19 protein-coding genes, 1 rRNA gene and 1 other RNA gene are annotated in these 23,043 nt (G+C 65.4%); 3 read left to right on the top strand and 18 right to left on the bottom strand.

The genetic code is table 11. The annotated features are described in order from the left end of the window. Positions 1–2: 2 nt before the first annotated feature. The 13 genes from ACO6D5_RS02265 to rnpB all read right to left on the bottom strand — a co-directional run bounded on the left by ACO6D5_RS02265 (position 3) and on the right by rnpB (position 15,316). Positions 3–827: a cell division protein FtsQ/DivIB gene (locus ACO6D5_RS02265; protein ID WP_315844802.1), complete on the bottom strand. Its 825-nt coding sequence runs from the start codon at positions 825–827 to the stop codon at positions 3–5. A 12-nt stretch (positions 828–839) separates the two neighbouring features. Next, complete coding sequence (locus ACO6D5_RS02260) at positions 840–1,790, bottom strand: D-alanine--D-alanine ligase (protein ID WP_315844803.1); 951 nt, start codon at positions 1,788–1,790, stop codon at positions 840–842. Next, the gene (gene murC / locus ACO6D5_RS02255) at positions 1,787–3,193 is read right to left on the bottom strand and encodes a UDP-N-acetylmuramate--L-alanine ligase (protein ID WP_315844804.1); all 1,407 of its coding nucleotides are present in this window, start codon (positions 3,191–3,193) and stop codon (positions 1,787–1,789) included. Before murC ends, ACO6D5_RS02260 begins: the two co-directional genes overlap by 4 nt. Further along, the gene (murG, locus tag ACO6D5_RS02250; RefSeq protein ID WP_485824522.1) at positions 3,190–4,266 is read right to left on the bottom strand and encodes an undecaprenyldiphospho-muramoylpentapeptide beta-N-acetylglucosaminyltransferase; all 1,077 of its coding nucleotides are present in this window, start codon (positions 4,264–4,266) and stop codon (positions 3,190–3,192) included. Before murG ends, murC begins: the two co-directional genes overlap by 4 nt. Next, positions 4,263–5,456 carry a putative lipid II flippase FtsW gene (gene ftsW, locus ACO6D5_RS02245; RefSeq protein ID WP_315844806.1) on the bottom strand — a complete coding sequence of 398 codons (1,194 nt, stop codon included), beginning with the start codon at positions 5,454–5,456 and terminating at the stop codon, positions 4,263–4,265. The genes murG and ftsW overlap by 4 nt, the downstream gene beginning before the upstream one ends. After that, on the bottom strand, positions 5,453–6,985 hold the full coding sequence (murD, locus tag ACO6D5_RS02240; protein ID WP_485824521.1) for a UDP-N-acetylmuramoyl-L-alanine--D-glutamate ligase: 1,533 nt from the start codon (positions 6,983–6,985) through the stop codon (positions 5,453–5,455). The genes ftsW and murD overlap by 4 nt, the downstream gene beginning before the upstream one ends. Next, positions 6,982–8,151 carry a phospho-N-acetylmuramoyl-pentapeptide-transferase gene (gene mraY, locus ACO6D5_RS02235; RefSeq protein WP_006226261.1) on the bottom strand — a complete coding sequence of 390 codons (1,170 nt, stop codon included), beginning with the start codon at positions 8,149–8,151 and terminating at the stop codon, positions 6,982–6,984. The genes murD and mraY overlap by 4 nt, the downstream gene beginning before the upstream one ends. Further along, entirely contained in the window at positions 8,141–10,999 is a 2,859-nt protein-coding gene (murF, locus tag ACO6D5_RS02230; RefSeq protein ID WP_485824520.1) for a bifunctional UDP-N-acetylmuramoyl-L-alanyl-D-glutamate--2,6-diaminopimelate ligase MurE/UDP-N-acetylmuramoyl-tripeptide--D-alanyl-D-alanine ligase MurF, read from the bottom strand. Before murF ends, mraY begins: the two co-directional genes overlap by 11 nt. Then, positions 10,996–12,726, bottom strand: a complete 1,731-nt coding sequence (locus ACO6D5_RS02225) for a peptidoglycan D,D-transpeptidase FtsI family protein (RefSeq protein WP_006226259.1) — start codon at positions 12,724–12,726, stop codon at positions 10,996–10,998. Before ACO6D5_RS02225 ends, murF begins: the two co-directional genes overlap by 4 nt. Beyond that, entirely contained in the window at positions 12,723–13,013 is a 291-nt protein-coding gene (gene ftsL, locus ACO6D5_RS02220; RefSeq protein WP_006226258.1) for a cell division protein FtsL, read from the bottom strand. Before ftsL ends, ACO6D5_RS02225 begins: the two co-directional genes overlap by 4 nt. Continuing rightward, positions 13,013–14,110 (bottom strand): 16S rRNA (cytosine(1402)-N(4))-methyltransferase RsmH, encoded by a 1,098-nt coding sequence (gene rsmH, locus ACO6D5_RS02215; RefSeq protein ID WP_006226257.1) that lies wholly within the window; start codon positions 14,108–14,110, stop codon positions 13,013–13,015. Before rsmH ends, ftsL begins: the two co-directional genes overlap by 1 nt. Before the next feature lie 7 nt (positions 14,111–14,117). Then, entirely contained in the window at positions 14,118–14,546 is a 429-nt protein-coding gene (mraZ, locus tag ACO6D5_RS02210; protein ID WP_006226256.1) for a division/cell wall cluster transcriptional repressor MraZ, read from the bottom strand. A 365-nt stretch (positions 14,547–14,911) separates the two neighbouring features. Continuing rightward, positions 14,912–15,316, bottom strand: an RNA gene (gene rnpB / locus ACO6D5_RS02205) — RNase P RNA component class A. A 143-nt stretch (positions 15,317–15,459) separates the two neighbouring features. Between rnpB and ACO6D5_RS02200 the strand changes: the two genes are divergently transcribed. Continuing rightward, positions 15,460–17,286, top strand: a complete 1,827-nt coding sequence (locus ACO6D5_RS02200; protein WP_315844809.1) for an ATP-binding cassette domain-containing protein — start codon at positions 15,460–15,462, stop codon at positions 17,284–17,286. A 124-nt stretch (positions 17,287–17,410) separates the two neighbouring features. Here ACO6D5_RS02200 and pyrC read toward each other — a convergent pair whose 3' ends face one another. After that, positions 17,411–18,490, bottom strand: a complete 1,080-nt coding sequence (gene pyrC / locus ACO6D5_RS02195; RefSeq protein ID WP_315844815.1) for a dihydroorotase — start codon at positions 18,488–18,490, stop codon at positions 17,411–17,413. After that, positions 18,486–19,679 (bottom strand): M20 aminoacylase family protein, encoded by a 1,194-nt coding sequence (locus tag ACO6D5_RS02190; protein WP_006226253.1) that lies wholly within the window; start codon positions 19,677–19,679, stop codon positions 18,486–18,488. The genes pyrC and ACO6D5_RS02190 overlap by 5 nt, the downstream gene beginning before the upstream one ends. 147 nt (positions 19,680–19,826) lie before the next feature. Between ACO6D5_RS02190 and ACO6D5_RS02185 the strand changes: the two genes are divergently transcribed. Beyond that, a complete protein-coding gene (locus ACO6D5_RS02185; protein ID WP_006217453.1) occupies positions 19,827–20,105 on the top strand; it encodes an SWIB/MDM2 domain-containing protein in 279 nt (92 codons plus the stop codon). 201 nt (positions 20,106–20,306) lie between these two features. Here the strand turns inward: ACO6D5_RS02185 and gcvA are convergent, their stop codons facing one another. Continuing rightward, positions 20,307–21,182, bottom strand: a complete 876-nt coding sequence (gene gcvA, locus ACO6D5_RS02180; RefSeq protein WP_485824519.1) for a transcriptional regulator GcvA — start codon at positions 21,180–21,182, stop codon at positions 20,307–20,309. Positions 21,183–21,341: 159 nt separating this feature from the next. On the opposite strand from gcvA, the gene ACO6D5_RS02175 reads away from it, so the two are divergent. Beyond that, on the top strand, positions 21,342–21,926 hold the full coding sequence (locus ACO6D5_RS02175) for a LysE family translocator (protein WP_485824518.1): 585 nt from the start codon (positions 21,342–21,344) through the stop codon (positions 21,924–21,926). Between the two features lie 256 nt (positions 21,927–22,182). On the opposite strand, the gene ACO6D5_RS02170 is transcribed toward ACO6D5_RS02175, so the two are convergent. Together ACO6D5_RS02170 and rrf are read right to left on the bottom strand one after the other, a co-directional pair. Further along, positions 22,183–22,548, bottom strand: a complete 366-nt coding sequence (locus ACO6D5_RS02170; RefSeq protein WP_006226250.1) for a DUF4870 family protein — start codon at positions 22,546–22,548, stop codon at positions 22,183–22,185. 250 nt (positions 22,549–22,798) lie between these two features. After that, positions 22,799–22,911, bottom strand: a 5S ribosomal RNA gene (gene rrf, locus ACO6D5_RS02165). Between the last annotated feature and the right edge of the window lie 132 nt (positions 22,912–23,043).

The raw sequence follows: 23,043 nt of genomic DNA, 5'->3' as shown, positions 1-23,043 counted from the left end.
CGTTAGCGTTTCTTGGGAGGTTTCGGTGTGGATTTGGATTTGGCTTCCGACGCGGGCAACGGGGCCAGCGCCAGGGCGAAACCATTGGGATAGCGCAGGTCGGCCTGCGTGATGGTGCGCCCTTCCAGGCGCCCCGACACGGCGGGCCACGCCTGCACAAAGCGTTGAATGCGAGCCGCGAACGGCAGTGCGCCGGGCAAGCCGTGCGGGTCCGGCGCATCGGCGCCCGGATCGCGGCCCAGGTCCAGCATCATGCCGTTGGACAGCACCACGCGCCAGGCGTAGCGCGGGCTCAGTTCCAACTGTTTGACATGCATGTCCAGCGGCGCGAACCAGCGCGCCAGCTCGGCGTAGCGCTGCACGACCAGCGACTCGGTGCCCTCGGGCCCGGAGAACTGCGGCAGCACGGTTTCGTCGTCCACCTCGCCCGTGTTCGCCGTGAACGCTTCGCCCCAGGTGTTGATCATCTGGTTCTCGTTCCACAGCGCCAGGGGCTGCTGCTCCTCGATCTGCACACGCAGCACGTTGGGCCAGATCCGGCGCACGGTGGCGTGGCGCACCCACGGCACCGACTCGAAGAGCTCGCGCGCATCGTCCAGGTCCACCGTGAAGAAGTTGCCCTTGAAGCGGCCGGCGATCGCCGATCGCACCGCCCCCGGCGACACATAGTGCAGCTCGGTGTCCGGCACGGACTCCAGCTCGATCGCCGACAGCGTGAAGAACGGGCGCTGCACCACCCACACCACGCCCGCCAGGAGCATGGCGCAAACCGCCAGCACGGCTAGCGTGTTGGCGATCAGGTTGGTAGTGCGAGCGTCGTTCCACACGGATTATCCAGGTCAAGCGTTACGGGAGACGCCGTGCACTTTGCACGAGGCCTCCGACAGAATTGCCACGCACAGGTCCGCGTAGCTGATCCCCACCGCCTTCGCGGCCATGGGCACCAAAGAATGGCTGGTCATGCCAGGCGAGGTATTCAATTCAAGCAGCCAGGGACGGTTGTCGCGGTCCAGCATGAAGTCGGCGCGGCCCCAGCCTTCGCAGCCCAGCGCGCGATAGGCCTTGACGGCAATTGCCGACACGTCTTCGGCCACTTCGGGCGGCAGATTGGCCGGGCAGAAATACTGCGTGTCGTCCGAGAAATACTTGTGTTCGTAGTCGTAGTTGCCGCCCGGCGCCGCGATCTCGATCACCGGCAACGCGCGCGCGCCCTTGCCGGAACCCAGCACCGCCACGGTCAGTTCGCGGCCGGTGATGAACTGCTCGGCCAGCACTTCGCTGTCGTAGCGGGCGGCGGCGGCGTAGGCTTCCTTCATGTCCGAATAGCCCACCACCTTGGTGATGCCCACGGTCGAGCCTTCATGCGGCGGCTTGATGATCAGCGGCAGGCTCAGGCGGTCGGGGACCAGGCGCAGTTCCGTGTCGGCATCCAGCACCTCGAAGTCGGGGGTGGGCAGGCCATGCTGCAGCAACACGCGCTTGGTCATGGTCTTGTCCATGGCCAGCGCCGAGGCCATGGGGCCGCTGCCGGTGTAAGGGATGCCCAGCAGTTCCAGGGCGCCCTGGATCGTGCCGTCTTCGCCGTAGCGGCCGTGCAGGGCGATGAACACCCGGTCGAAGCCTTCGGCGGCCAGCTCGGCCAGGCTGCGTTCGCCCGTATCGAACAGGTGCGCGTCCACGCCGGCGCTGGCCAGCGCCTGCTGCACGCCCTTGCCGGACATCAGCGACACTTCGCGTTCGGCGGAACGGCCGCCATACAACACACCCACTTTGCCGAATTGCGTGCTCATGCCAGTTCTCCCACTTGGGCCGGGACTTTGCTGATCGATCCCGCTCCCATCACAATCACCACGTCGCCATTGCGCACGAAGTCCACCACGGCCTGCGGCAGTTCTGCCACGTCCTCGACGAACACCGGTTCGACCTTGCCGGCCACGCGCAAGGCGCGCGACAGGGCACGGCCGTCGGCCGCCACCAGGGGCGGCTCGCCTGCAGCGTAGACCTCGGTCAGCAGCACGGCATCGGCCGTACCCAGCACCCGTACGAAATCTTCAAAGCAATCCCGCGTCCGCGTGTAGCGGTGCGGCTGGAACGCCAGCACGATGCGGCGGTCAGGCCACGCGCCGCGCGCAGCCGCCAAGGTGGCGGCCATTTCGACCGGGTGATGGCCGTAGTCGTCGATCACCGTGAACGTGCCGCCGCCATGGTTGGCGGGCACGGGGAATTCGCCTGTCTGCGTGAAACGGCGGCCCACGCCCTTGAAGGCGGACAGGGCGTCGCAGATCGCCGCGTCGGCCACGCCCAGCTCGGTCGCCACGGCAATCGCGGCCAGCGCGTTGCGCACGTTGTGCAAGCCCGGCAGGTTCAGCTCCACCTGCAGCGGCGGCAGCAGCGTTTCGCGGTGCGTGCGCTGCACGTTGAAACGCATGCGCGTGCCTTCCGGCTGCACTTCATAGGCGCGCACCTGCGCGTCTTCGTTCAACCCGTAAGTCGTGATGGGACGCGACACGAACGGCATGATCTCGCGCACGTTGGCGTCGTCCGAGCACAGCACGGCGCTGCCGTAGAACGGCAGGCGTTGCGTGAATTCGATGAACGCGCTCTTCAAGCGCGCCACGTCGTGCCCATAGGTGTCCATGTGGTCGGCATCGATGTTGGTCACGATGGCCATCACCGGCAGCAGATTCAGGAACGATGCGTCGGACTCGTCGGCTTCCACGACGATGTAGTCGCCCTGCCCCAGCCGCGCGTTCGCGCCTGCCGAGTTCAGGCGGCCGCCGATCACGAAGGTGGGGTCCAGGTCGCCGGCGGCCAGCACGCTGGCCACCAGGCTGGTTGTCGTCGTCTTGCCGTGGGTGCCGGCAACGGCGATGCCGCGCTTCAAGCGCATCAGTTCGGCCAGCATGATGGCGCGCGGCACCACCGGGATGCGCGAGGCGCGCGCCGCGATCACTTCGGGGTTGTCGCCGGCCACCGCGGTGGACGTCACGATGGCGCCCGCTCCCGTGACATTGCTGGCCACGTGGCCGATCGCGATCTTCACGCCCAGGCTTGCCAGGCGGCGCGTCACGGCCGACTCGTTCAGGTCGGAACCGCTGATCGTGTAGCCCAGGTTGAGCAGCACTTCGGCAATGCCGCTCATGCCCGAGCCGCCGATGCCTACGAAATGGATATGTTGAATTCTGTGTTTCATGATGAACGCCCCGCTGCTTGTTCACAGACGTCGGCGATATGTGCCGCCGCTTCCGGGTGCGCATGGGCGCGGGCCCGGACAGCAACGGCTTGCAGTTCTTGTCGGGAACGCTGGGCCAGCCAATCCGCCAGCCACTCGGGCGTCAGGGCGGTCTGCGGCTGCAGCCAAGCGGCCTGCGCGTCGCTCAAAAAGCGCGCGTTGGCAGTCTGATGGTCATCGATGGCGTGCGGGAACGGCACGAACAGCGCCGCGACGCCGGCCGCGGCCACTTCGGACACCGTCATGGCGCCGGCGCGGCAGATCAGCAGATCCGCGTCGCCCATGGCGCCCGCCATGTCATCGATGAACGCGCGGCAGTCGGCCTGCACGCCCGCTTGGGCGTAGGCCTGCTGCAACGCGGGCAAATGTTGTTCGCCGGCCTGGTGGGTCACCACCGGACGGCTGTCCTGCGGCAGGCGCGCCAGCGCCTGCGGAACGGTCGTATTCAGGGCCTGCGCGCCCAGGCTGCCGCCCACGACCAGCACGCGCAGCGGGCCGGTGCGGTCCGCATAGCGCACGGCCGGATCCGGCAGGTCGCACAGGTCTGCGCGCACGGGGTTGCCCATGGCTTCGCCCTTGGGCAGCACGCCGGGGAACCCGCTCAGCACGCGGCGCGACATCTTGGCCAGGCACTTGTTCGCCGTGCCCGCCACGGCATTCTGCTCATGCACGACCAGCGGCGTGCCGCGCAACGCGGCGATCACGCCACCCGGGAAGGCCACGTAGCCGCCCATGCCCAGCACCACGTCCGGACGCACGTCCGACAGGCGCGACCAGGCTTGCGCGAAGGCGCGCAGCAGCAGGAAGGGCAGCTTCAGCAGCGCCGCCGCCCCCTTGCCGCGCACGCCCTGGAACCGCAGCGGCACCAGCTCGATGCCGCGCGGCGGCACCAGCTTGCCTTCCATCTTGTCCGGGTTGCCCAGCCACAGCACGCGCCAGCCGCGCTCGCGCAGCACGTCGGCCACGGCCAGGCCGGGCATGATGTGCCCGCCGGTGCCGCCGGCCATGATCAGGATGGTGCGGGCAGCGGTCATACCCGTCCCCCACGCATCATGACGCGGTTTTCCACATCGACCCGGATCAGCATGGCCAGGGCGCACAGGTTCATCACAACACCCGAACCGCCATAGCTCATCAGCGGCAGGGTCAGGCCCTTGGTAGGCAGCAGTCCAAGGCACACGCCCATGTTGATGAAGGACTGCACGCCGAACCACATGGCCACGCCATGCGCCACCAGGCCCGCGAAAGTGCGTTCCATGGCGATGGCCTGGCGGCCGATGTCGAAGCCGCGGTAGACGATGATGGCGAACAGGGTGATCACCAGCATGACGCCGGCAAAGCCCAGTTCTTCGCCCACCACCGCCATCAGGAAGTCGGTATGCGCTTCGGGCAGGTAGTGCAGCTTTTCAACGCTGGCGCCCAGGCCCACGCCCAGCCATTCGCCGCGGCCCAGCGCAATCAGTGAGTGCGACAACTGATAGGCGCTGCCGTAGGCGTTGTCTTCGTTCCAGGGATCCAGATAGGCGAACAGGCGCGCGCGGCGCCACGGCGACAGCCAGATCAGCATCAGGAAGGTGCCGACCAGCACGGCCAGCAGGCTGCTGAAGTACTTGCCGTTGATGCCGCCCAGGAACAGGATGCCGATGGCGATCGCCACGATCACCATGAAGGCGCCCAGGTCGGGCTCCAGCAGCAGCAGCATGCCCACGCCGGCCAGCGCGAAAGCCATGGGCAGGAAGCCGCGGGCGAACGCCTGCATGTGCTCCTGCTTGCGCACGGTGTAGTCGGCGGCGTAGAGCAGCGCGGCCAGCTTCATCAATTCGGACGGCTGGAAGTTCAAGGGGCCCAGCGGGATCCAGCGGTGGGCGCCATTGACCTCGCGGCCGATACCCGGGACCAGCACCGCGACCAGCAGGATCATCGCCACCACGAACAGCGGCACGGCCATGCGTTGCCAGACGCGGATCGGGATCGCCAGCACCACGGCGCCGGCAAGCAGTCCGGCGCTGACGAACAGGCCGTGGCGGATCACGAAGTAGTAGCGGCCATAGGACGCGTAGCGCGGACCGTCGGCCAGCGCGATCGACGCCGAATACACCATCAGCAAGCCAAGCAGCAGCAACGTCGACGCCGCTATGACCAGCGGCAGATCGAAGTTGCGCATCTTGGTACGGCCGGGCCGTACGGCATTGACGCTGGCGGTGAGATCGGCGATCAGGCTCATGCCACCTCTCCACGGTCGCGGGCCAGGTCTTCGACCTCTTCCACGAACACCTGCCCGCGATGCGGGTAGTTGCGGAACATATCGAAACTGGCGCAGGCCGGCGACAGCAGCACGGCATCGCCCGGCTGCGCCAGTTCGGCCGCGCCGCGCACGGCGTCATGCAACGAGTCCACGGCAATGCACTGGACGCCGGTCGAGGCCAACGTGCGGCCGATCTCGGGGCCATCGACGCCAATCAGCATCACGGCGCGCGCATGGCGCGACACCACCGGAATCAGCGGCGAGAAATCCTGGCCCTTGCCGTCGCCGCCCGCGATCAGCACCACGGGTTGCCCCAGGCCTTCCAGCGCGGCGACGGTAGCGCCCACGTTGGTGCCCTTGCTGTCATTGATGTAGTCGACGCCACCGATCTGGCGCACGAACGCCGCGCGATGCGGTTCGCCGGCGTATTCGCGCAGCGTGCGCAGCATGGCGCCCCAGCCCAGATCCAGGCAGCGGGCCAGCTGCAACGCGGCCAACGCATTCAAAGCGTTGTGGATGCCGCGGATGCGCAAGGCATCCACCGGCATCAGGCGGCTCATGCGGCCGTTGGCGCGCACCGGCTCGGGCGCGTCCTTCTTCCTGCGCACGGGCGGCGCGGGCTCGTCGAAATCCACGGGTTCAGCAGCGACCAGCCAAGCCACGCCCTGCCCCAGTTCCAGGCCCATGTCACCCACCAGTTCCGGCAGGTCGCGGCCGAAGCTGCGCACGTTCAACGCGTTCACGGTCTGCACCATGCGCACGGTCAGCGGGTCGTCGCGGTTGACGATGGCCACACGCGCCATCTTCAGGAGGCGCGCCTTGGCCTGGGCGTACGCATCCATGCCGCCATGCCAGTCCAGGTGGTCCTGCGTGACGTTCAGCACCACGGCCGCATCCGCCTTCAGCGAACGCGTCGTTTCCAGTTGGAAGCTGGACAACTCCAGCACCCAGACCTGCGGCAGCGCATCGTCGTCCAGCGCGTCCATCAGCGCCGTCAATGCGGCGGGACTGATGTTGCCGGCCGCCACGACCGACAGGCCGCTGGCGTCGATCAGGTCGCGCGTCAGCGCGGTCACGGTGGTCTTGCCGTTGGTGCCCGTCACCGCCAGCAGGCGGGGACGGTACTCGCGCGTCTCGGCCAGGTCGGCCAGCGCGCGCGCAAACAATTCGATTTCGCCGACGACTTCGATGCCGCGGGCCTCGGCCTCACGCAGCAGGTCGGCGGCAGGAGGCAAGGTCGGCGCCAGGCCGGGGCTCAGCACGACCTGATTCACACCGTCCAGCAGCGCGGTATCGAAAGACGCGTCGCAGCCCAGGCGGTATTCCACGTCGCTCTGCGCCAGCGCATCGCGCAGCGCAGTCAATCCGCCCGGCTCGGCGCGCGTGTCGGCCACGCGCAAGCGGGCGCCCGAGCGGGCGCACCAGCGAGCGGCGGCGACACCCGTCTCGCCCAATCCGAGGATCAGGACGAGCGGCGCGTCAGCGCGGGAGGTTTCCATCGTATTCATCGCAACTTCAGCGTAGAGAGGCCAATCAGCACCAGCATCATGCTGATGATCCAGAAACGCACGACCACCTGGGTTTCTTTCCAGCCGCCCACTTCAAAGTGATGATGCAACGGCGCCATGCGGAATATGCGTCTACCTGTTCCATAACGTCGCTTCGTGTACTTGAACCAGGTCACCTGGATCATCACCGACAGCGTTTCCACCACGAACACGCCGCCCATGATGAACAGCACGATCTCCTGGCGCACGATCACTGCGATGGTGCCCAGCGCGCCGCCAAGCGCCAGCGCGCCGACGTCGCCCATGAACACCTGGGCCGGATACGCGTTGAACCATAAAAATGCCAGGCCCGCGCCCCCGATCGCCGCGCAAAGCACCATCAATTCCGAGGCGCCGGGAATATACGGGAACAGCAGGTACTTGGAATAGTCCACGCGGCCGACCACGTAGGCGAAGATGCCCAGCGCGCTGCCCACCATCACGGTGGGCATGATCGCCAGGCCGTCCAGGCCGTCGGTCAGGTTCACGGCGTTGCTGGTGCCCACGATCACGGCCCAGGTCAGCGCCACGAAGCCCAGCACGCCCAAGGGATAGCTCACCGATTTGAAGAACGGCACGATCAAGTCTGCGCGCGTCGGCAACGCCATCGTGAAGCCGCTGCCGACCCAGGCCTTGAAGAGCGGCCACAGTTCGGTGTTGGCCGGCGCCGACACAGCGAATGCCAGGTACACGGCGGCGATCATGCCGATCGTGGCTTGCCAGAAGAATTTCTGGCGCGCGGGCATGCCTTCCGGATCGCGATAGACGACCTTGCGGTAATCGTCGCGCCAGCCGATCCAGCCGAAGCCGAACGTCACCAGCAGCACTACCCACACGAAGCGGTTGGTCCAATCCGCCCACAGCAAGGTGCTGATGGCGATGGAAATCAGGATCAGCACGCCGCCCATCGTGGGGGTGCCGGTCTTGACCAGATGCGATTCCGGGCCGTACGAACGCACGGCCTGACCGATCTTCATCTCGGTCAGCTTGCGGATCACTCGCGGACCGGCAACCAGGCCGATCAACAACGCCGTCGCACACGCCAGCACGGCGCGCAACGTGATGTACTCGAACACGCCCAGCGCGCGCACATCATCGGAAAGCAGGCGGGCGATCTCAAGCAGCATGGTGTTCTCCCTGCCCCTTGGCCGCCTGCCCGTCATTCAAAGAAAAAGCCGTCACAACCCGCTCCATGCGCATAAAACGCGATCCCTTTACCAATACGCAGGACGCGCGCAAACCGCGCAAGGCGGCAACCACTTCGTCTACCGATGCGCAGGCGTGCGCGCCAGTTCCGAATGCGGCCGCGGCCGCCCGGCTGGCTTCACCTAGCGTGATCAACGCGTCAAGCCCTTGCTCGCGCGCGTAAATGCCCGCCTCGGCATGCAAGGCGGGACCGTTGTCCCCGATTTCACCCATGTCGCCCAACACCAGGACACGCTTGCCGGCCATGCGGCCCAGCACGTCGATGGCCACGCGAACCGAATCGGGGTTGGCATTGTAGGTGTCATCAATGAGCAACGTTCCGTCACTCATTTGCTTGTGCTGCATGCGGCCCGCAACGGGGACAAAGCCCGCCAGGGCGCGCACCGCGCTGTCCAGCGGCACGCCCGCCGCGATCGCGCTGGCGATTGCCGCCAACGCGTTGCGCAGGTTGTGCAAACCCGGCACCGGCAGCACCAGATCGGCCGATCCGACAGGTGTCACCACGCGGCAGCGCGTCGCGCTCACGTCCGCAAGAATGTGTTCCGCGTAGACATCCAGGCCAGGCTGCAGGCCAAAGCGCAGCACGCGGCGCGGCTCGGCCAGCGCATCCCAGATCGCGCAATACGGTTCGTCGCCCGGGTATACGGCAATGCCGTCGTCCGGCAGCGCCGCGATCGCGGCGCCGTTTTCGTGCGCCACCGCTTCGACGGTGTGCATGAATTCCTGATGCTCGCGCTGGGCGTTGGTCACCAGCGTGACGGTCGGCGCGGCCAGGGCGGCCAGTTGCGCGATCTCGCCCGGATGGTTCATCCCCAATTCGAAAACCGCCGCGCGATGCTCGGGGCGCAGACGCAGCAGCGTCAGCGGCACGCCGATATCGTTGTTCAGGTTGCCGGCGGTGGCCAGCCGGCCTGCCTCGCCGCGCCACTCGGCCAGCATGGCCGAGATCATTTCCTTGGTGGTCGTCTTGCCGTTGCTGCCGGTCACCGCCACAACGGGCAGCGAGAACTGCGAACGCCATGCCGCGCCGATACGCATCAGCGCCACGCGGGTATCGCCCAGCACCAGCTGCGGCAGCTTGGCGTCGCTGACGGGATGCGCGACCACGGCCGCGCAAGCGCCACGGCCTTCGGCCTGGTCCAGATAGTTGTGCGCGTCGAAGTTCTCACCGACCAGCGCCACGAACAACTCGCCCGTATCGATGCGGCGGGTGTCGGTGGACACGCCCTTGACCTGCGGCAGCAGCATCGCCAGGCGCGCCCATTCACGGTCATCGAAGGGCAGCTTCTCGCCCCCGACATCCTGATAGGTTTCGTGCCCCTTGCCCGCCAGCAGCACCACGTCTTCGGGCAACGCGGCCCAGATGGTCTGCATGATGGCGCGTGCGCGGTCGACCTGGACGTCCGCGTGCGCGGCCTCCGGGATGCCGGCCAGAATCTGTTGGACGATCGCTTCGGGCGACTCCGTGCGCGGATTGTCGCTGGACACCACCACGTGGTCGGCCAGTTCCGCCGCGATGCGGCCCATTTCGGGGCGCTTGCCCGGATCGCGCTCGCCGCCGCAGCCGAACAGGCAGATCAGGCGGCCCGAGCGGGCAACCGCCACGGCGCGCAGGGCGGTCAAGGCTCGCGACAAGGCATCCGGCGTGTGCGCGTAATCCACAACCACCAACGGGTTGCGACCCGCATGAGCCTGGGTCGTGACCGGCACCGTTTCCACGGTCTGCAAGCGGCCGTCGACGGGGTCGGTCGCGGCCAACTCACGCGCGATCTGCGCAAACGGCAGGCCCAGCTTGTACAGCACGCCAGCCACCAGCAGCAGATTCGACACGTTGTGCGCCCCCAGCAGACGCGTCACGATCTGGGCTTCGCCATGCGGCGACACCAGCGTGAAGATCTGCCCTTGGGACGTGGCTTGCAGATCGCGCGCACGCATCGCGGCGGGGATCTCGGGCGAATCGCTCAGGCTGTAGCCCATCGCGCCCGTGCCCGCTGGCAGGCTGGCGATCAGGCGGCGTCCGGCGGCGTCATCGGCATTGACGATGGCGGCCGTCAGGCCCGGCCAGCGGAACAGGCGGGCCTTGGCGGCCTCGTAGTGTTCCATCGTGCCGTGGTAATCAAGATGGTCGCGCGTCAGGTTCGTGAAGGCGGCCAGCGCGATGCGCACGCCGTCCAGGCGGCCTTGCTCGATGCCGATCGACGACGCTTCCATGGCCACGGCCTTGGCGCCGGCGTCGCGCATCGCGGCCAGCGTGCGGTGCACGGTCAGGACGTCGGGCGTCGTCAGGTCGCCGCCCAGCGTGCGGCCGTCGGGCAGCACGGCGCCCAGGGTGCCGATGGTGCCGCAAGGCTTGTCATTGCGGCTCAGCGCATGCGCAATCCACTGCACCGACGAGGTCTTGCCGTTGGTGCCCGTCACCGCCACCACCGCCAACGCGGCGGACGGACGGCCGTACCAGGTGTCGGCAAGTTCACCCAGCAAGGCGCGCAGGCCGGTCACCGGCAACATCGGCGTGTCGGCCGCCGCGGCCAGGACGGACTCGCTGGCGGGCGCTTCGAACAACACGGCGCTGGCGCCCAGCGCCAGCGCCTTATCTATATAGAGACGTCCATCGCTGGACAGGCCCGGGCAGGCGACGAACACGTCACCCGGCTCGATATCGCGGGAGTCCAACTTCAGGTGCGCCGTCAACGAGACGCGCGCATGCAACCACGCCACGGTTTCGGCAACCGTGGCGACAGGGGACGAGAGGAAGCCTTTGGCGCTCATCTGCCTGGCTCCTTGAGACCAGCAACAATCGTGGATTCAAAAGGCGCGTCCGGCCGCACCCCCATCAGCCTCAGGCTCCCCCCCACGATATGGGAGAACACGGGCGCGGCGATCGCGCCGCCGTAATAACCGCCGACCGTCGGCTCGTCGATGGACACGGCCACCACGATCTTCGGATCGGACACCGGAGCGAAGCCCACGTAGGAGCTCCGATAACGCTGCATGCTGTACTTGCCGTCGACGATCTTGCGCGCGGTGCCGCTCTTGCCGGCCACGCGGTAGCCCTGCACCTGGGCGGCCTTCGTGCCTTCGGGGCCGGCGGCGGCTTCAAGCATCGCGCGCACCATGGCGGTCGTCTTCGGTGTGTAGATCTTGACGCTGGTGGGGTCGCTGTCGCGCTTGACCAGGGTCAGCGACACCATGTCGCCGTTGCGGGCGAAGACGGTGTAGGCGCGCGCCACTTGCAACAGCGAGACCGACAGGCCGTAGCCATAGGCCATCGTCGCCTTTTCGATCAGGCGCCAGCGGTCCCAGGGACGCAGGCGGCCCGGCGCCGCGCCGGGGAATCCCACCTGAGGCGCCTGGCCCAGGCCCAATTCGGTGAAGCGATCCCACATTTCGCGGGATTCCAGCTTCTCGGAGATCATGGTCATGCCGATGTTGCTGGATTTGCGCAGCACGCCGGCCACGTCCAGCGTCCCGTTGCGGCTCACGTCGCTGATCGTGCTGCCCTGATACTGGAAACGGCCGTTGCCGGTTTCGAACAGCGTCGACGTCGTGATGCGGCCCAGGTCCAGCGCCAGCGCGGCGGTGAACGGCTTCATGATCGAACCTGGCTCGAAGGTGTCGGTAATGGCCTGGTTGCGCAGCTTGGAGCCGTGGAAGCTCTCGCGCTTGTTCGGGTCGAAAGTCGGCACGTTGGCCAGCGCCAGGATCTCGCCCGTCTGCACGTCCACGACCACGGCGGTAGCGCCCTTGGCCTGGTGCTTGTCCATGGCGTCCTTCAATTCCTTGAACACCAGGTACTGCAAGCGGGTATCGATGGACAGGCGCAGGTCGCGTCCGTCGACCGGCAGGGTCACGGCCTGCACGTCTTCAATGACGCGGCCCAGCCGGTCCTTGATGACGCGGCGGCTGCCGGGACGGCCAGACAATTGCTGGTTGAACGTCAGTTCGACGCCCTCCTGGCCCTGGTCTTCGACGCTATTGAAGCCCACCACGTGAGCCATCACATCGCCGTCGGGGTAGTAGCGGCGGGTCTCGGGCTGCTGGTGCACGCCCGGCATGCCCAACTGCTTGATCTTGTCGGCCACGTCCATCGAGACCTGACGCTTCAGATAGACGAAGTTCTTGTCTTCGTCGACCAGGCGGTGGCGCAAGTCGGCTACCGGCGTTTCCAGCAGCTTGGCCAGCGCATCCATCTGCGCGGGCGTGCCCTGCTTGGCGTCTTCGGGAATGGCCCAGATGGCGCGCGCCGGCACGCTGGAGGCCAGCACCGCGCCATTGCGGTCCGTGATCTTGCCGCGCGTGGCCGCCAGGGTCAGCGTGCGTTCATAGCGGCGTTCGCCCTGCTGTTGCAGGAACTCCGTCGACAGCCCTTGCAGGAACAGCGCGCGGCCAGCCAGCACCGTGAACCCGCCAAACAGCAGGATCAGCACCAGGCGCGCGCGCCACGTGGGCAACTGCCCACGCAATACCGGGTTATCGAAGAAGGGGACGCGTTTCATTTGGCGCCCCCAGCCGTGGAGACGGGCGCTTGATTCAGATAAAGCGTACGGTCCGGAACGATGGGGATCATCTTCAGGCCGTCGCGTGCAATCACATCGACCCGCGCATTGCGGGCGAGCTCGGCGCGGTCAAGCTGCAGGCGGCGCCAGTTGGTTTCCAGGTCGCGTTCCTGGGCCTGATCACGTCCCAGCTCGACAAAGAGCTGGCGCGACTGATACCGGCTGGTGACCAGGGAAATGGCCGACAGCATCAGTAAAGCCGCAATGATCAGGTTGACGCGACCCATTAACGCCGCCCCCCTTTACCGCCGCGGCGAGGCGGCGGCGCCAGGTCGCTGCCGGGCAGCGAGCCGATCTTCACGAACGCGAAGCCGCCCTCGGCGGGCAGCGGCGTTTCGGTGCGTTCGGCAACGCGCAGGACAGCGGAGCGGGCGCGGGCATTGGCCGAGACCTCATCGTCTTCGGCGAGGACACGGCCCAGGGAACGCAGGATGGGTTGCGGCATTTCGCTTTCGCGCAGCGGCAAGCGTGCATGCGCGGCGGCTGGACGCGCCGCCGCCGCGATGCACTGCTTGACCATGCGGTCTTCAAGCGAATGAAAGCTGATCACCGCCAACCTCCCCCCCGGGGCAAGCAGGTCTAGAGCTGCCGCGAGGGTGCGCGCGAGCTCTTCGAGTTCCCGATTGATGTAAATCCGTAAAGCTTGAAAGGTGCGTGTGGCCGGATGCTGCCCCTTTTCGCGCGTGCGGACGGCGCTGGCGACGCACTCGGCAAGCTCGAGCGTGGTGCGCAGCGGCCTTGTTGCGCGGCGAGCAGCAATCGCCTTTGCAACCTGAAAAGCAAACCGTTCTTCGCCATAATCCGCTATGACCTCCCGCATCTCATCCACACTGGCTTGCGCCAGCCAATCCGCCACCGTGGGACCACGAGTGGTGTCCATCCGCATATCGAGCGGGCCGTCTCGCATGAACGAGAAACCGCGCTCGGCGTCATCGATCTGAGGCGACGACACGCCCAGATCCAGCATCACGCCATCGACCTTGCCGATGCCGCGCTGCTCCAATTCTTCAGCCATGGTGGCAAAGCCGCCATGGATAACCGTGACCCGGGGGTCCGCCGCCGCCAACGCATTGGCTACCGCGATCGCCTCGGGGTCCTTGTCGAACACCACCAGCCGGGCGTCCTTGCCCAAGCGGCCAAGCAGTTCGCGACTGTGCCCGCCCCGGCCAAAAGTGCCGTCGACAAACACGCCGCGTTCCGCCCGCGTAGCCGTATCCGGCTCGGTCTGCGTGTGCGACCGTGTCGCGCCCTTGCCGCCGAAGTCGGGCAGCAATAGTGCGTCCACCGTCGGCTCCAGCAGAACGGGCCGATGTTCGAATTCCATAGATTTTTCAGAACGAAAACTGATTCAACACATCCGGCATACCCTTGGCCAGATCCTCAGCCTCGCGGCTGGCCAGGGTAGCGGCGTCCCACAGCTCGAAGTGCGCGCCCAGACCGAGCAGCATCACATCGCGCGTCATACCGGAAGCGTTGCGCAGTTCAGGAGCGATCAGGACCCGGCCGGAGCCATCCAGTTCCACGTCCTGAGCGTTGCCCAGCAACAGCCGCTGCAATGCACGAGCCGTCATGGGAAAAGCGGCGATCTGCTCGCGCTTCTTCTCCCACTCCGGCCGCGGATACACCAGCAAGCAGCCGTCGGGGTGGCGGGTCAGGGTCAGCCGGCCATCGGCCTGCGACATGAGCGCGTCACGATGCCGGGTCGGAATCGAGATCCGTCCCTTGGCATCCAGCGTGAGCGCGCTGCTTCCCTGAAACACCACTTTTACCCCACTTAATTGCACAATTTCCTACTATTTCCCACTCTACGGTATGGCACAGGGGCGGTCAAGCGCGTGGTTGCAATTTTTTCAATCACAACAAGGACTTAGACCAATATGTAAAACCGCAAAAAGAAAAACCCCCTAATAAATCAGGAGGTTGCGGCACACTCTACAAGTCCTTCTTCAGAAGTAGCGCCTAAGGATGACTTTGCATTGTTTTACGATGGGCCGTTTCGCCCGAACTGACGAGGCTTCCCGCCAAGCTGCCCGCCGCACGCGGCAAAAAAATAGCGCGCCAGGCTTTACCCGCGACCACGCGCGGCCAGGCGCCGGGCCTGGCCAACTCGCGTGTGGGAAATTAGATGCAGGACGGGTCTATAGGCCGGATTCTGTACACCAGGTTTCCCTGGCGGACGATCATTCCTCTACGCGGATCATTGCTGAGCCGCTCTAGCCACCTACCCGCATGCTTGGACGGAGCCGCCCTTCGCGACCCGAGGGCCGCACGCATGCCTATTTGATGTTGCTCCGGGTAGAGGTTGCCGCGTTTCACCCTGCGATGCCGCCCTTCGTTGCCGAATGACGCGATACGGAGATGGCCGTATCTGTGCGTGCAAGCACGCCCGCTTCGCAGTCTCGTCTCTGTGGCCCTATTCCTCAACCGCGCCCGAAGACGCGGCCGGACGGCCGTTAGCCGTTACCCTGCCCTATGGAGTCCGGACCTTCCTCGATGGATTCGCATCCACCGCGATCGCCCGACCCGCCCTGCGGTCCGTATTCTATTACAGGTCACGGCTCCGTCCCCGAAGCGCGCCCCAAGCGCCATCCCCGCTGTGCCTCAAACGAGCTTGCGGGGTTCCTGCGACAATACGCGCTGATCCGCTTAGACGCCGCAAAAACGACCCGATACATGGCCCTCGCTACTCTCATCACTCTTACCGACATCCAGCTGGCCTATGGCCACCATCCGCTGCTGGACCACGCCGACTTCGCCATCCAGGCCGGCGAGCGCATCGGCCTCATCGGCCGCAACGGTGCCGGCAAGTCGTCGCTGCTGAGGTTGCTCGACGGCAGGACGCTGCCCGACGACGGCGACATCGCCCGCAACTCGGGCCTGCGCGTCGCCACGGTCGAACAAGAACCCGAGCTGGACGAAAACGCCACCGTGTTCGATGTCGTCTGCAATGTGGAAGGCGACCACGAAGACTGGCAGCGCCCCTCGCGCGTGCGCGCCATGCTCGAAAAGCTGGGCCTGCCCGCCGATGCGCAGATCGCCGGCCTGTCCGGGGGCACCCGCAAGCGGGTCGCGCTGGCGCGCGCCCTGGTCGAAGAACCCGATCTGCTGCTGCTGGACGAACCCACCAACCACCTCGACTTCGACGGCATCGCCTGGCTGGAAGAGATGTTGCGCAGCTGGCGCGGCGCCGCGGTCATCATTACCCACGACCGCCGCTTCCTGGACGCCGTCACCACCCGCATCGTCGAACTCGACCGCGGCCGCCTGCTCAGCTTCCCCGGCAACTTTTCCCAATGGCAGGAACGCAAGGCCCAGTGGCTGGAATCCGAACGCCTGGAACAAGCCCGTTTCGACAAGCTGCTGGCGCAAGAGGAAGTCTGGATCCGCAAGGGCGTCGAAGCCCGCCGCACGCGCAATGAAGGCCGGGTCCGTCGCCTGGAGAGCCTGCGCGTCCAGCGCGCCGAGCGCCGCGAGCGCATCGGCGACGTATCGCTGGCCCTGGCGGAAGGCCAGCGTTCCGGCAAACTCGTGGCCGAGCTCGAACATGTCGGCAAGACCTTTGGCGACAAGGTCGTGGTGGACGACTACTCCACGACGATCCTGCGCGGCGACCGCATCGGCATCATCGGCCCCAATGGCGCCGGCAAGACCACCCTGCTGAAACTGATCCTGGGTGAAATGCAGCCCGATACCGGCTCCACGCGCATGGGTACCAACGTGGCGGTGGCGTATTTCGACCAGATGCGCGCGCAGCTGGATGAAAACGCCTCGCTCGTCGACATCATCAGCCCGGGCAGCGAATGGGTCGAAATCGGCGGCACCCGCAAGCACGTCATGACGTACCTGGGCGACTTCCTGTTCTCGCCCGCCCGCGCCGGCTCCCCCGTGCGCAGCCTGTCCGGCGGCGAACGGGCCCGCCTGCTGCTGGCGCGCCTGTTCGCGCGTCCGGCCAACGTGCTGGTGCTGGACGAGCCCACCAACGACCTGGACATCGAAACCCTGGAACTGCTGGAAGAGCTGCTTCAGGAATACGCCGGCACCGTGCTGCTCGTCAGCCATGACCGCGCGTTCCTGAACAACGTCGTCACCCAGACCATCGCCTACGAAGGCGACGGCCACTGGCGCGACTACGTCGGCGGCTACGACGAATGGGTCGCGCAGCGCCCTGCGCCCGCTGCCCCGGCAGCCGATGCGGACAGCGCTGCCAAGCCCCTCGACGAAAGCGCCGCACGCGCCAAGGTCGCCAAGCCCAAGCCGGCCAAGGCCACCAAGATGAACGCATGGGACTTGCGTGAGCTTGAAGGCTTGCCGGACGCCATCGCCGCGCTGGAAGCGCAGCAGGCCGAACTCGCTGGCAAGCTGGCCGACGGCAGCCTCTACCGTGACGCGCCCGCCGAGGTCGATCGCATCAACGGTGAACTCGCCAAACTGGAAAGCGAACTCGAAGAACGATTCGCCCGCTGGGAACTGTTGGAAGCGCGCCGCGACGGCACGCTCTGACGCCGCTATCTATATATATAGATAGCCGTCAGTCACGCGGCAAACAAAACGGGGGAGCGGCGCACAGCCGCTCCCCCGTTTCTTGTTCATCGACGCACGCAGGCTCCGGGCCTGCGGCCGCCGCTCAGACCTTCGCGCGCCAGGCCAGGGCTTCGCCTGCCGCCAGCGGCACCAGCGTCGTATTGCCGAATTCCAGCTCGTCAGGAACCTGGTACGTTTCGCGCACCAGCGTCAAGGTGCCGGTGTTGCGCGGCAGGCCATAGAAATCCGGGCCGTGGAAACTGGCAAAGCCTTCCAGCTTGTCCAGCTTGCCTGCGGCCTCAAATGCCGTCGCATACAGCTCCATCGCGTGCAGCGCGGTGTAGCAACCGGCACAGCCGCAGGCGTGCTCCTTCAAGCCCCGCGCATGCGGTGCGCTGTCGGTACCCAGGAAGAAACGCGGGCTGCCGCTGGTGGCGGCCTCGACCAGCGCCAGACGATGCGTCTCGCGCTTCAAGATCGGCAAGCAGTACAGATGCGGCCGCACGCCGCCCTGGAAGATCGCATTGCGGTTGTACAGCATGTGCTGCGGCGTGATCGTGGCGGCGATCGGCCCTTCGGCGTCGCGCACATACTCCGCGCCTTCCTTCGTCGTGATGTGTTCGAACACCACCTTCAACGCCGGAAACGCGCGACGCAGCGGCTTCATCACGCGCTCCACGAAAATCGCTTCGCGGTCGAACACGTCGATCGCCGGGTCGGTCACTTCACCGTGCACCAGCAGCGGCATGCCGCATTTTTCCAGCGCCTCCAGGGCCTTCGCGCATTTGCCCAGCAAATCGGTCACGCCCGCATCCGAGTTGGTCGTGGCACCCGCCGGGTACAGCTTCACGGCATAGACCTGGCCCGACTCGTGCGCGCGGAAGATCTCTTCCGCCGACGTGTTGTCGGTCAGATAGAGCGTCATCAGCGGCGTGAACGCCTCCGGATTTCCGCCGGCTTTGCCCAACGCCGCCAGGATGCGGCCGCGATAGGCCAGCGCCTGCTCGGTGGTAGTCACCGGCGGCTTCAGGTTCGGCATGATGATGGCGCGGGCGAACTGGCGCGCGGTGTCCGCCACCACGGCTTCCAGCGCCGCGCCATCGCGCAAGTGCAGGTGCCAGTCGTCGGGGCGGGTGATGGTGAGCTGATTCGTGTTTGGAGTAGACATGGAAGGCTTCTTAATCTGCCAGCGGCATGCCCCGTTCAGCCAGCGCGCAGAACATCGCGCTGCCCAGGGGAATGACGGCATCGTTGAAATCAAAATGCGAGTTATGCAGCACGCAGCCCGACTCGGCGCCGCCCTGGCCCAGGCGGAAGTACGCGCCGGGCTTGCTCTGCAACATGAAGGAGAAATCCTCGGAACCCATAGACGGTACCAGATCGCGCACCACGTTTTCCTTGCCGATCATCTCGGTCGCGATGTCGGCCACCAGGTTGGCGTGCTGCGGCGTGTTCAAGGTCGCCGGATAGATGCGCTCGTATATCAGCTCGGCCGTGCCGCCGAACGCGCTGGCGATCGCGGTGACCAGTTCGCGCATGCGTGTCTCGACCATTTCCTGGACGGACTTGCGAAACGTGCGCACCGTGCCCACCAGCTTGGCTTCACGCGGGATCACGCTCATTGCGCCCGGATGCCCTGCCTGCATGGAACCGATCGACACCACTGCGGAATCCAGCGGGTTCACGTTGCGCGACACGATGGTCTGCAAGGCCGTGATGATCTGCCCCGCGATCGTCACCGGATCAATCGTCTGGTAGGGGTGCGCGCCGTGACCGCCGCGGCCCGTAATCTGGATCTCGAAGCGGTCCGCCGCTGCCATCATCGGCCCCGGATTGATGCCGATCGTGCCGGGCCGCAAGCCAGGCCAGTTATGCAGCGCGTAGATCGCGTCGCACGGAAACGTGTCGAACAAGCCGTCCTCAAGCATGGCGCGCGCACCGCCGCGGCCCTCTTCGGCGGGTTGGAAGATCAGCACGGCCGTGCCGTCAAAATTGCGCGTCTGCGCCAAATACTTCGCCGCCCCGATCAACACCGCAGTGTGGCCGTCATGGCCGCAACCGTGCATCAGGCCGGGCTTGGTGGACTTGTGGCCGAAGTCGTTGTCTTCGGTCATGGGCAAGGCGTCCATGTCGGCACGCAGCCCGATCATGCGCCCGCTGTCGCAGCGCTTGCCGCGAATCACGCCTACCACGCCAGTCTTGCCGATGCCGCGATGCACCTCGATGCCCAGCGCCTCAAGCGCCCCGGCCACAATCCCGGAGGTCCGGACTTCCTCGAAGCCCAATTCGGGATGCGCATGCAAATCGCGCCGAAGCGCCGTCAATTCGTCATGAAAAAGGCGAATTGATTCCAAAGGAGATCGTGCGTACATAGGAGGTTACAGAATGACGTGAGAGGGGGGACAGTCTGTGCATTTTAGTTGCTACAGAGGATAAATGCCTTTGTCTTTACGAGAGAGACACGTTATGCTCCGGCCGCAGGACAATTTTTCCAACAGCCAGAGAAGGAGCGCCGCATTATGGCCACAACCTCCAAACCCGCGACCGCGCGCAAGCCGAACGCTGCATTCATGAAGCCCCTGACCCCCAGCGCCGAATTGGCCGCTGTCATCGGCTCGGAAGCCGTGCCGCGTACCGAGGTCACCAAGAAGATCTGGGAATACATCAAGAAGCACAACCTGCAAGATGCCAGCAACAAGCGCAACATCAACGCCGATGCCAAGCTGCGTCCGATCTTTGGCAAAGATCAGGTCACGATGTTCGAACTGACCAAACTGGTCAACGCACATCTGAAGTAAGCAGGCAAAGGGCGTACCCCGTACGTCCCTGCCTCTTGGATTGTCGCGACGCCCTGGCTCAGGCCGGGCTAGCACACCATCCTCTCGCGCAAGCCCCTCTTCTTTCGCGCAAGCTCCATTCCCCGCGCGATACCCTGCTCCACCTCCTGTGGACACGGCACATTCCCTGATCTGTTCCTGTCGATCCCATTTCGCTGATCGCTAGGCCTGGCGCGCCTCTTCGAGCAACCAGCCTCGAAATGCCGCAACCTCCGGACGCTGCGCGGACGACCGCCCATACACGATCCAATAGCTGTAATCGTTCGGTAAAGCGTGATCGAACAGCCGCACCAGACGCCCCGTTCGCACGTCATCCGCAGCCAGCATCAAGCGCCCCAACGCAACCCCTTGCCCGTCGATCGCAGCCTGCAATACCAACGCCGCATCGTTGAAAACAAGGCCCTGCGACAGGTCCAATGCCACGCCGGTATGCTGGCACCACTGCTGCCACGCCGCGCGCGGCTGATCATGCAAAAGCGCCACTTGCTTCAGGTCGTCAGGCTGCCTCAGCGCCGGCGGCCCGGCAGCCAATGCAGGGCTGCAGACCGGGCTCAAGAACTCGCGCGCAACCAAGTCCGCCTTCAGGCCAGGCCAACGCCCCAAGCCCGATCGGATGCCGATATCGAACGTGTCATCGCCGCTCCAAAGCTGCACCGAACTCGTCACCCGCAATTCCACGTCGGGATGCCTGGCGCGAAAAACCGGCAAGCGCGGCAACAACCAACGCGAAGCAAACGAAGGCAGTACCGAGATCCGTAATGGCCCCTCGCGCTTGTCGCGCACGCGCTCGGTCGCAGCGGCCATCTGATCGAAAACTTGCGACAGTTCCGCCAAATAGGCCGCGCCTTTTTGGGTCAGGCTCAACGCATGGCCCCGGCGCGTGAACATGGGGTGGCCCAGCCAGCGCTCCAGCTGGCGTACCTGATGGCTGATCGCAGCCTGCGTGACGCAGAGCTCAGCTGCGGCCAGCGTGAAGCTCATATGCCGCGCAGCGGCCTCAAAGGCGCGCAACGCGCCCAATGGTGGCAGACGACGCATGGTCTCGATTAGTTTAGTTTATCGAAGGCATGAGAATAGATCGTTTGGCCGCGCGCCGGAAGCGCTATCTACTACGACCTCGCCCGCACGCGGAAACACCTCGGCGAACAGCGGCAAGCACATTCAAAGGAAGCGGTAATGATCGGGTGGGAGAGTTGGATGGTTTTCCTGGGCTATGCCATTCCCATGATCATCAGCCCTGGGCCAGGCAACACACTATTGGCCACCGCCGGCGGCCGCTATGGAATAAAGGGCTCAGTGCCGTTCTGGATCGGCTTCGAAGCCGCCAACCTGGCGCTGTGCGCCCTCTACGGGTTCGGCCTGGGGGGCACGCTCCATGAGTACCCGCAACTCCATACTGTCCTGAAGTGGGCAGGCGCCGCCTATCTGCTCTACCTCGCCTGGGGTTTCTTCCGCGCCTCCGTGACGCCGGACAATTCCACGCGGCCGCAGAAGGCGATGGGCTTCCGGGACGGCTTCATCTGCGTCGCGCTGAACCCCAAAATCCATTCGATGATCGTGGTCATGTTCGCGCAATTCCTCGCGCCTGGCGCCAGCCTCTCCGCACAAGTCACGCAGTTAAGCGCCGCGTTCGTTGTCCTGGGCCTGTTCTGCCATTTTCCCTGGATCTATGGCGGCCAGGTCATCCTTGGACGGTTCAATACCCCACGCGCGGTACGGATCCAAGCCGCGATCTTCGGCGCCTCAATGCTCGCTGTCGCCGCCTACGTCGTGCTGACCTAGGCGCTGCCGTCATGGCCTGCGCTGGATCCACGGCAGCCAGGTCTTCCGGGGACGATTCAAGGGGCCACGTGCTCTACACATCCAAGCCGCGGTCTTCGCTCGTCTCAATGCTTATCGTGGCATCTGATGCCATCTTGGCGCCAGCCGTCGGCCCATCGCACTATCGCATCATGTCTTAGGCAACCATAGAAAGCACCCATGAAAAAGGCCGGCGATCTCGCCGGCCTTTTTGCCTGTTGCCTGAATTGCTTTCAGGTCACGCGTAAGTGGTGGGCGCCGCACCTTCCAGCAACGCCAGCCAACCCTTGATCAAGCGGTACAGGACCCACACGACGGTTGCGATCAGGCCGATCCAGCCAATGAAGATGTAGACGGCGATACCGCTGATGGCCAGCCACAACATGGCCCACCAGAACGTGCGTAGCATCCAGTCGAAGTGGGCAGCGTAAACCGTACCGGCCGCATCCGAGCGCTTCAGATACATCAGCACGACAGCGGCCAATGTCGCGATGCCCAGAATTCCACTCGTCAAAAAGCCCAAGGCGAACAAGCCGTAAGCCACGTGGGTCAACGTGCGCAGGTCCAACTTCGTACCGGGCACGGGGGTCTGGGTATCACTCACGATAACGCTCCAACGAATTGACTCGGTCAATCTTACCGCACAAAGCCCCACTGCCCACGGGCGTTGTTATTTGTGCACATTCAGCATTGGCGCGGCTTGCAGCCTGATTGACGACCCGCAATGGACTCCGGTTTGAAGGGAGTTGTCGCGGACGATCAGCGATCTGAAGGAGATATCTTGGCCGCGTGGTGCTCGTCATTGCCCAAAGACAAAGCCCCGCCGGGAACCGGCGGGGCTTTGCGGGATAAGAGCTTGACGATGACCTACTTTCACAGACGTCCGTCCACTATCATCGGCGCGAAGGCGTTTCACTGTCCTGTTCGGGATGGGAAGGAGTGGTACCACCTTGCTATGGTCGTCAAGCGTAACTGCTTGAGCGGTTGCCTGAAACTTCAACCGCTCGAATCTTGGCGTACTTCTTGGGTCTTGCCTGGCACTGCAACTGACCTCGGCTCCGCGCTTGCGCATTGCTCGGCGTCTTGCCTGGGTCTTGCT

The sequence above is a fragment of the Achromobacter sp. genome, from assembly GCF_057314935.1.
Note: the sequence above shows the minus strand (reverse complement) of the source record. Positions and strands in the feature narration are given on the sequence as shown.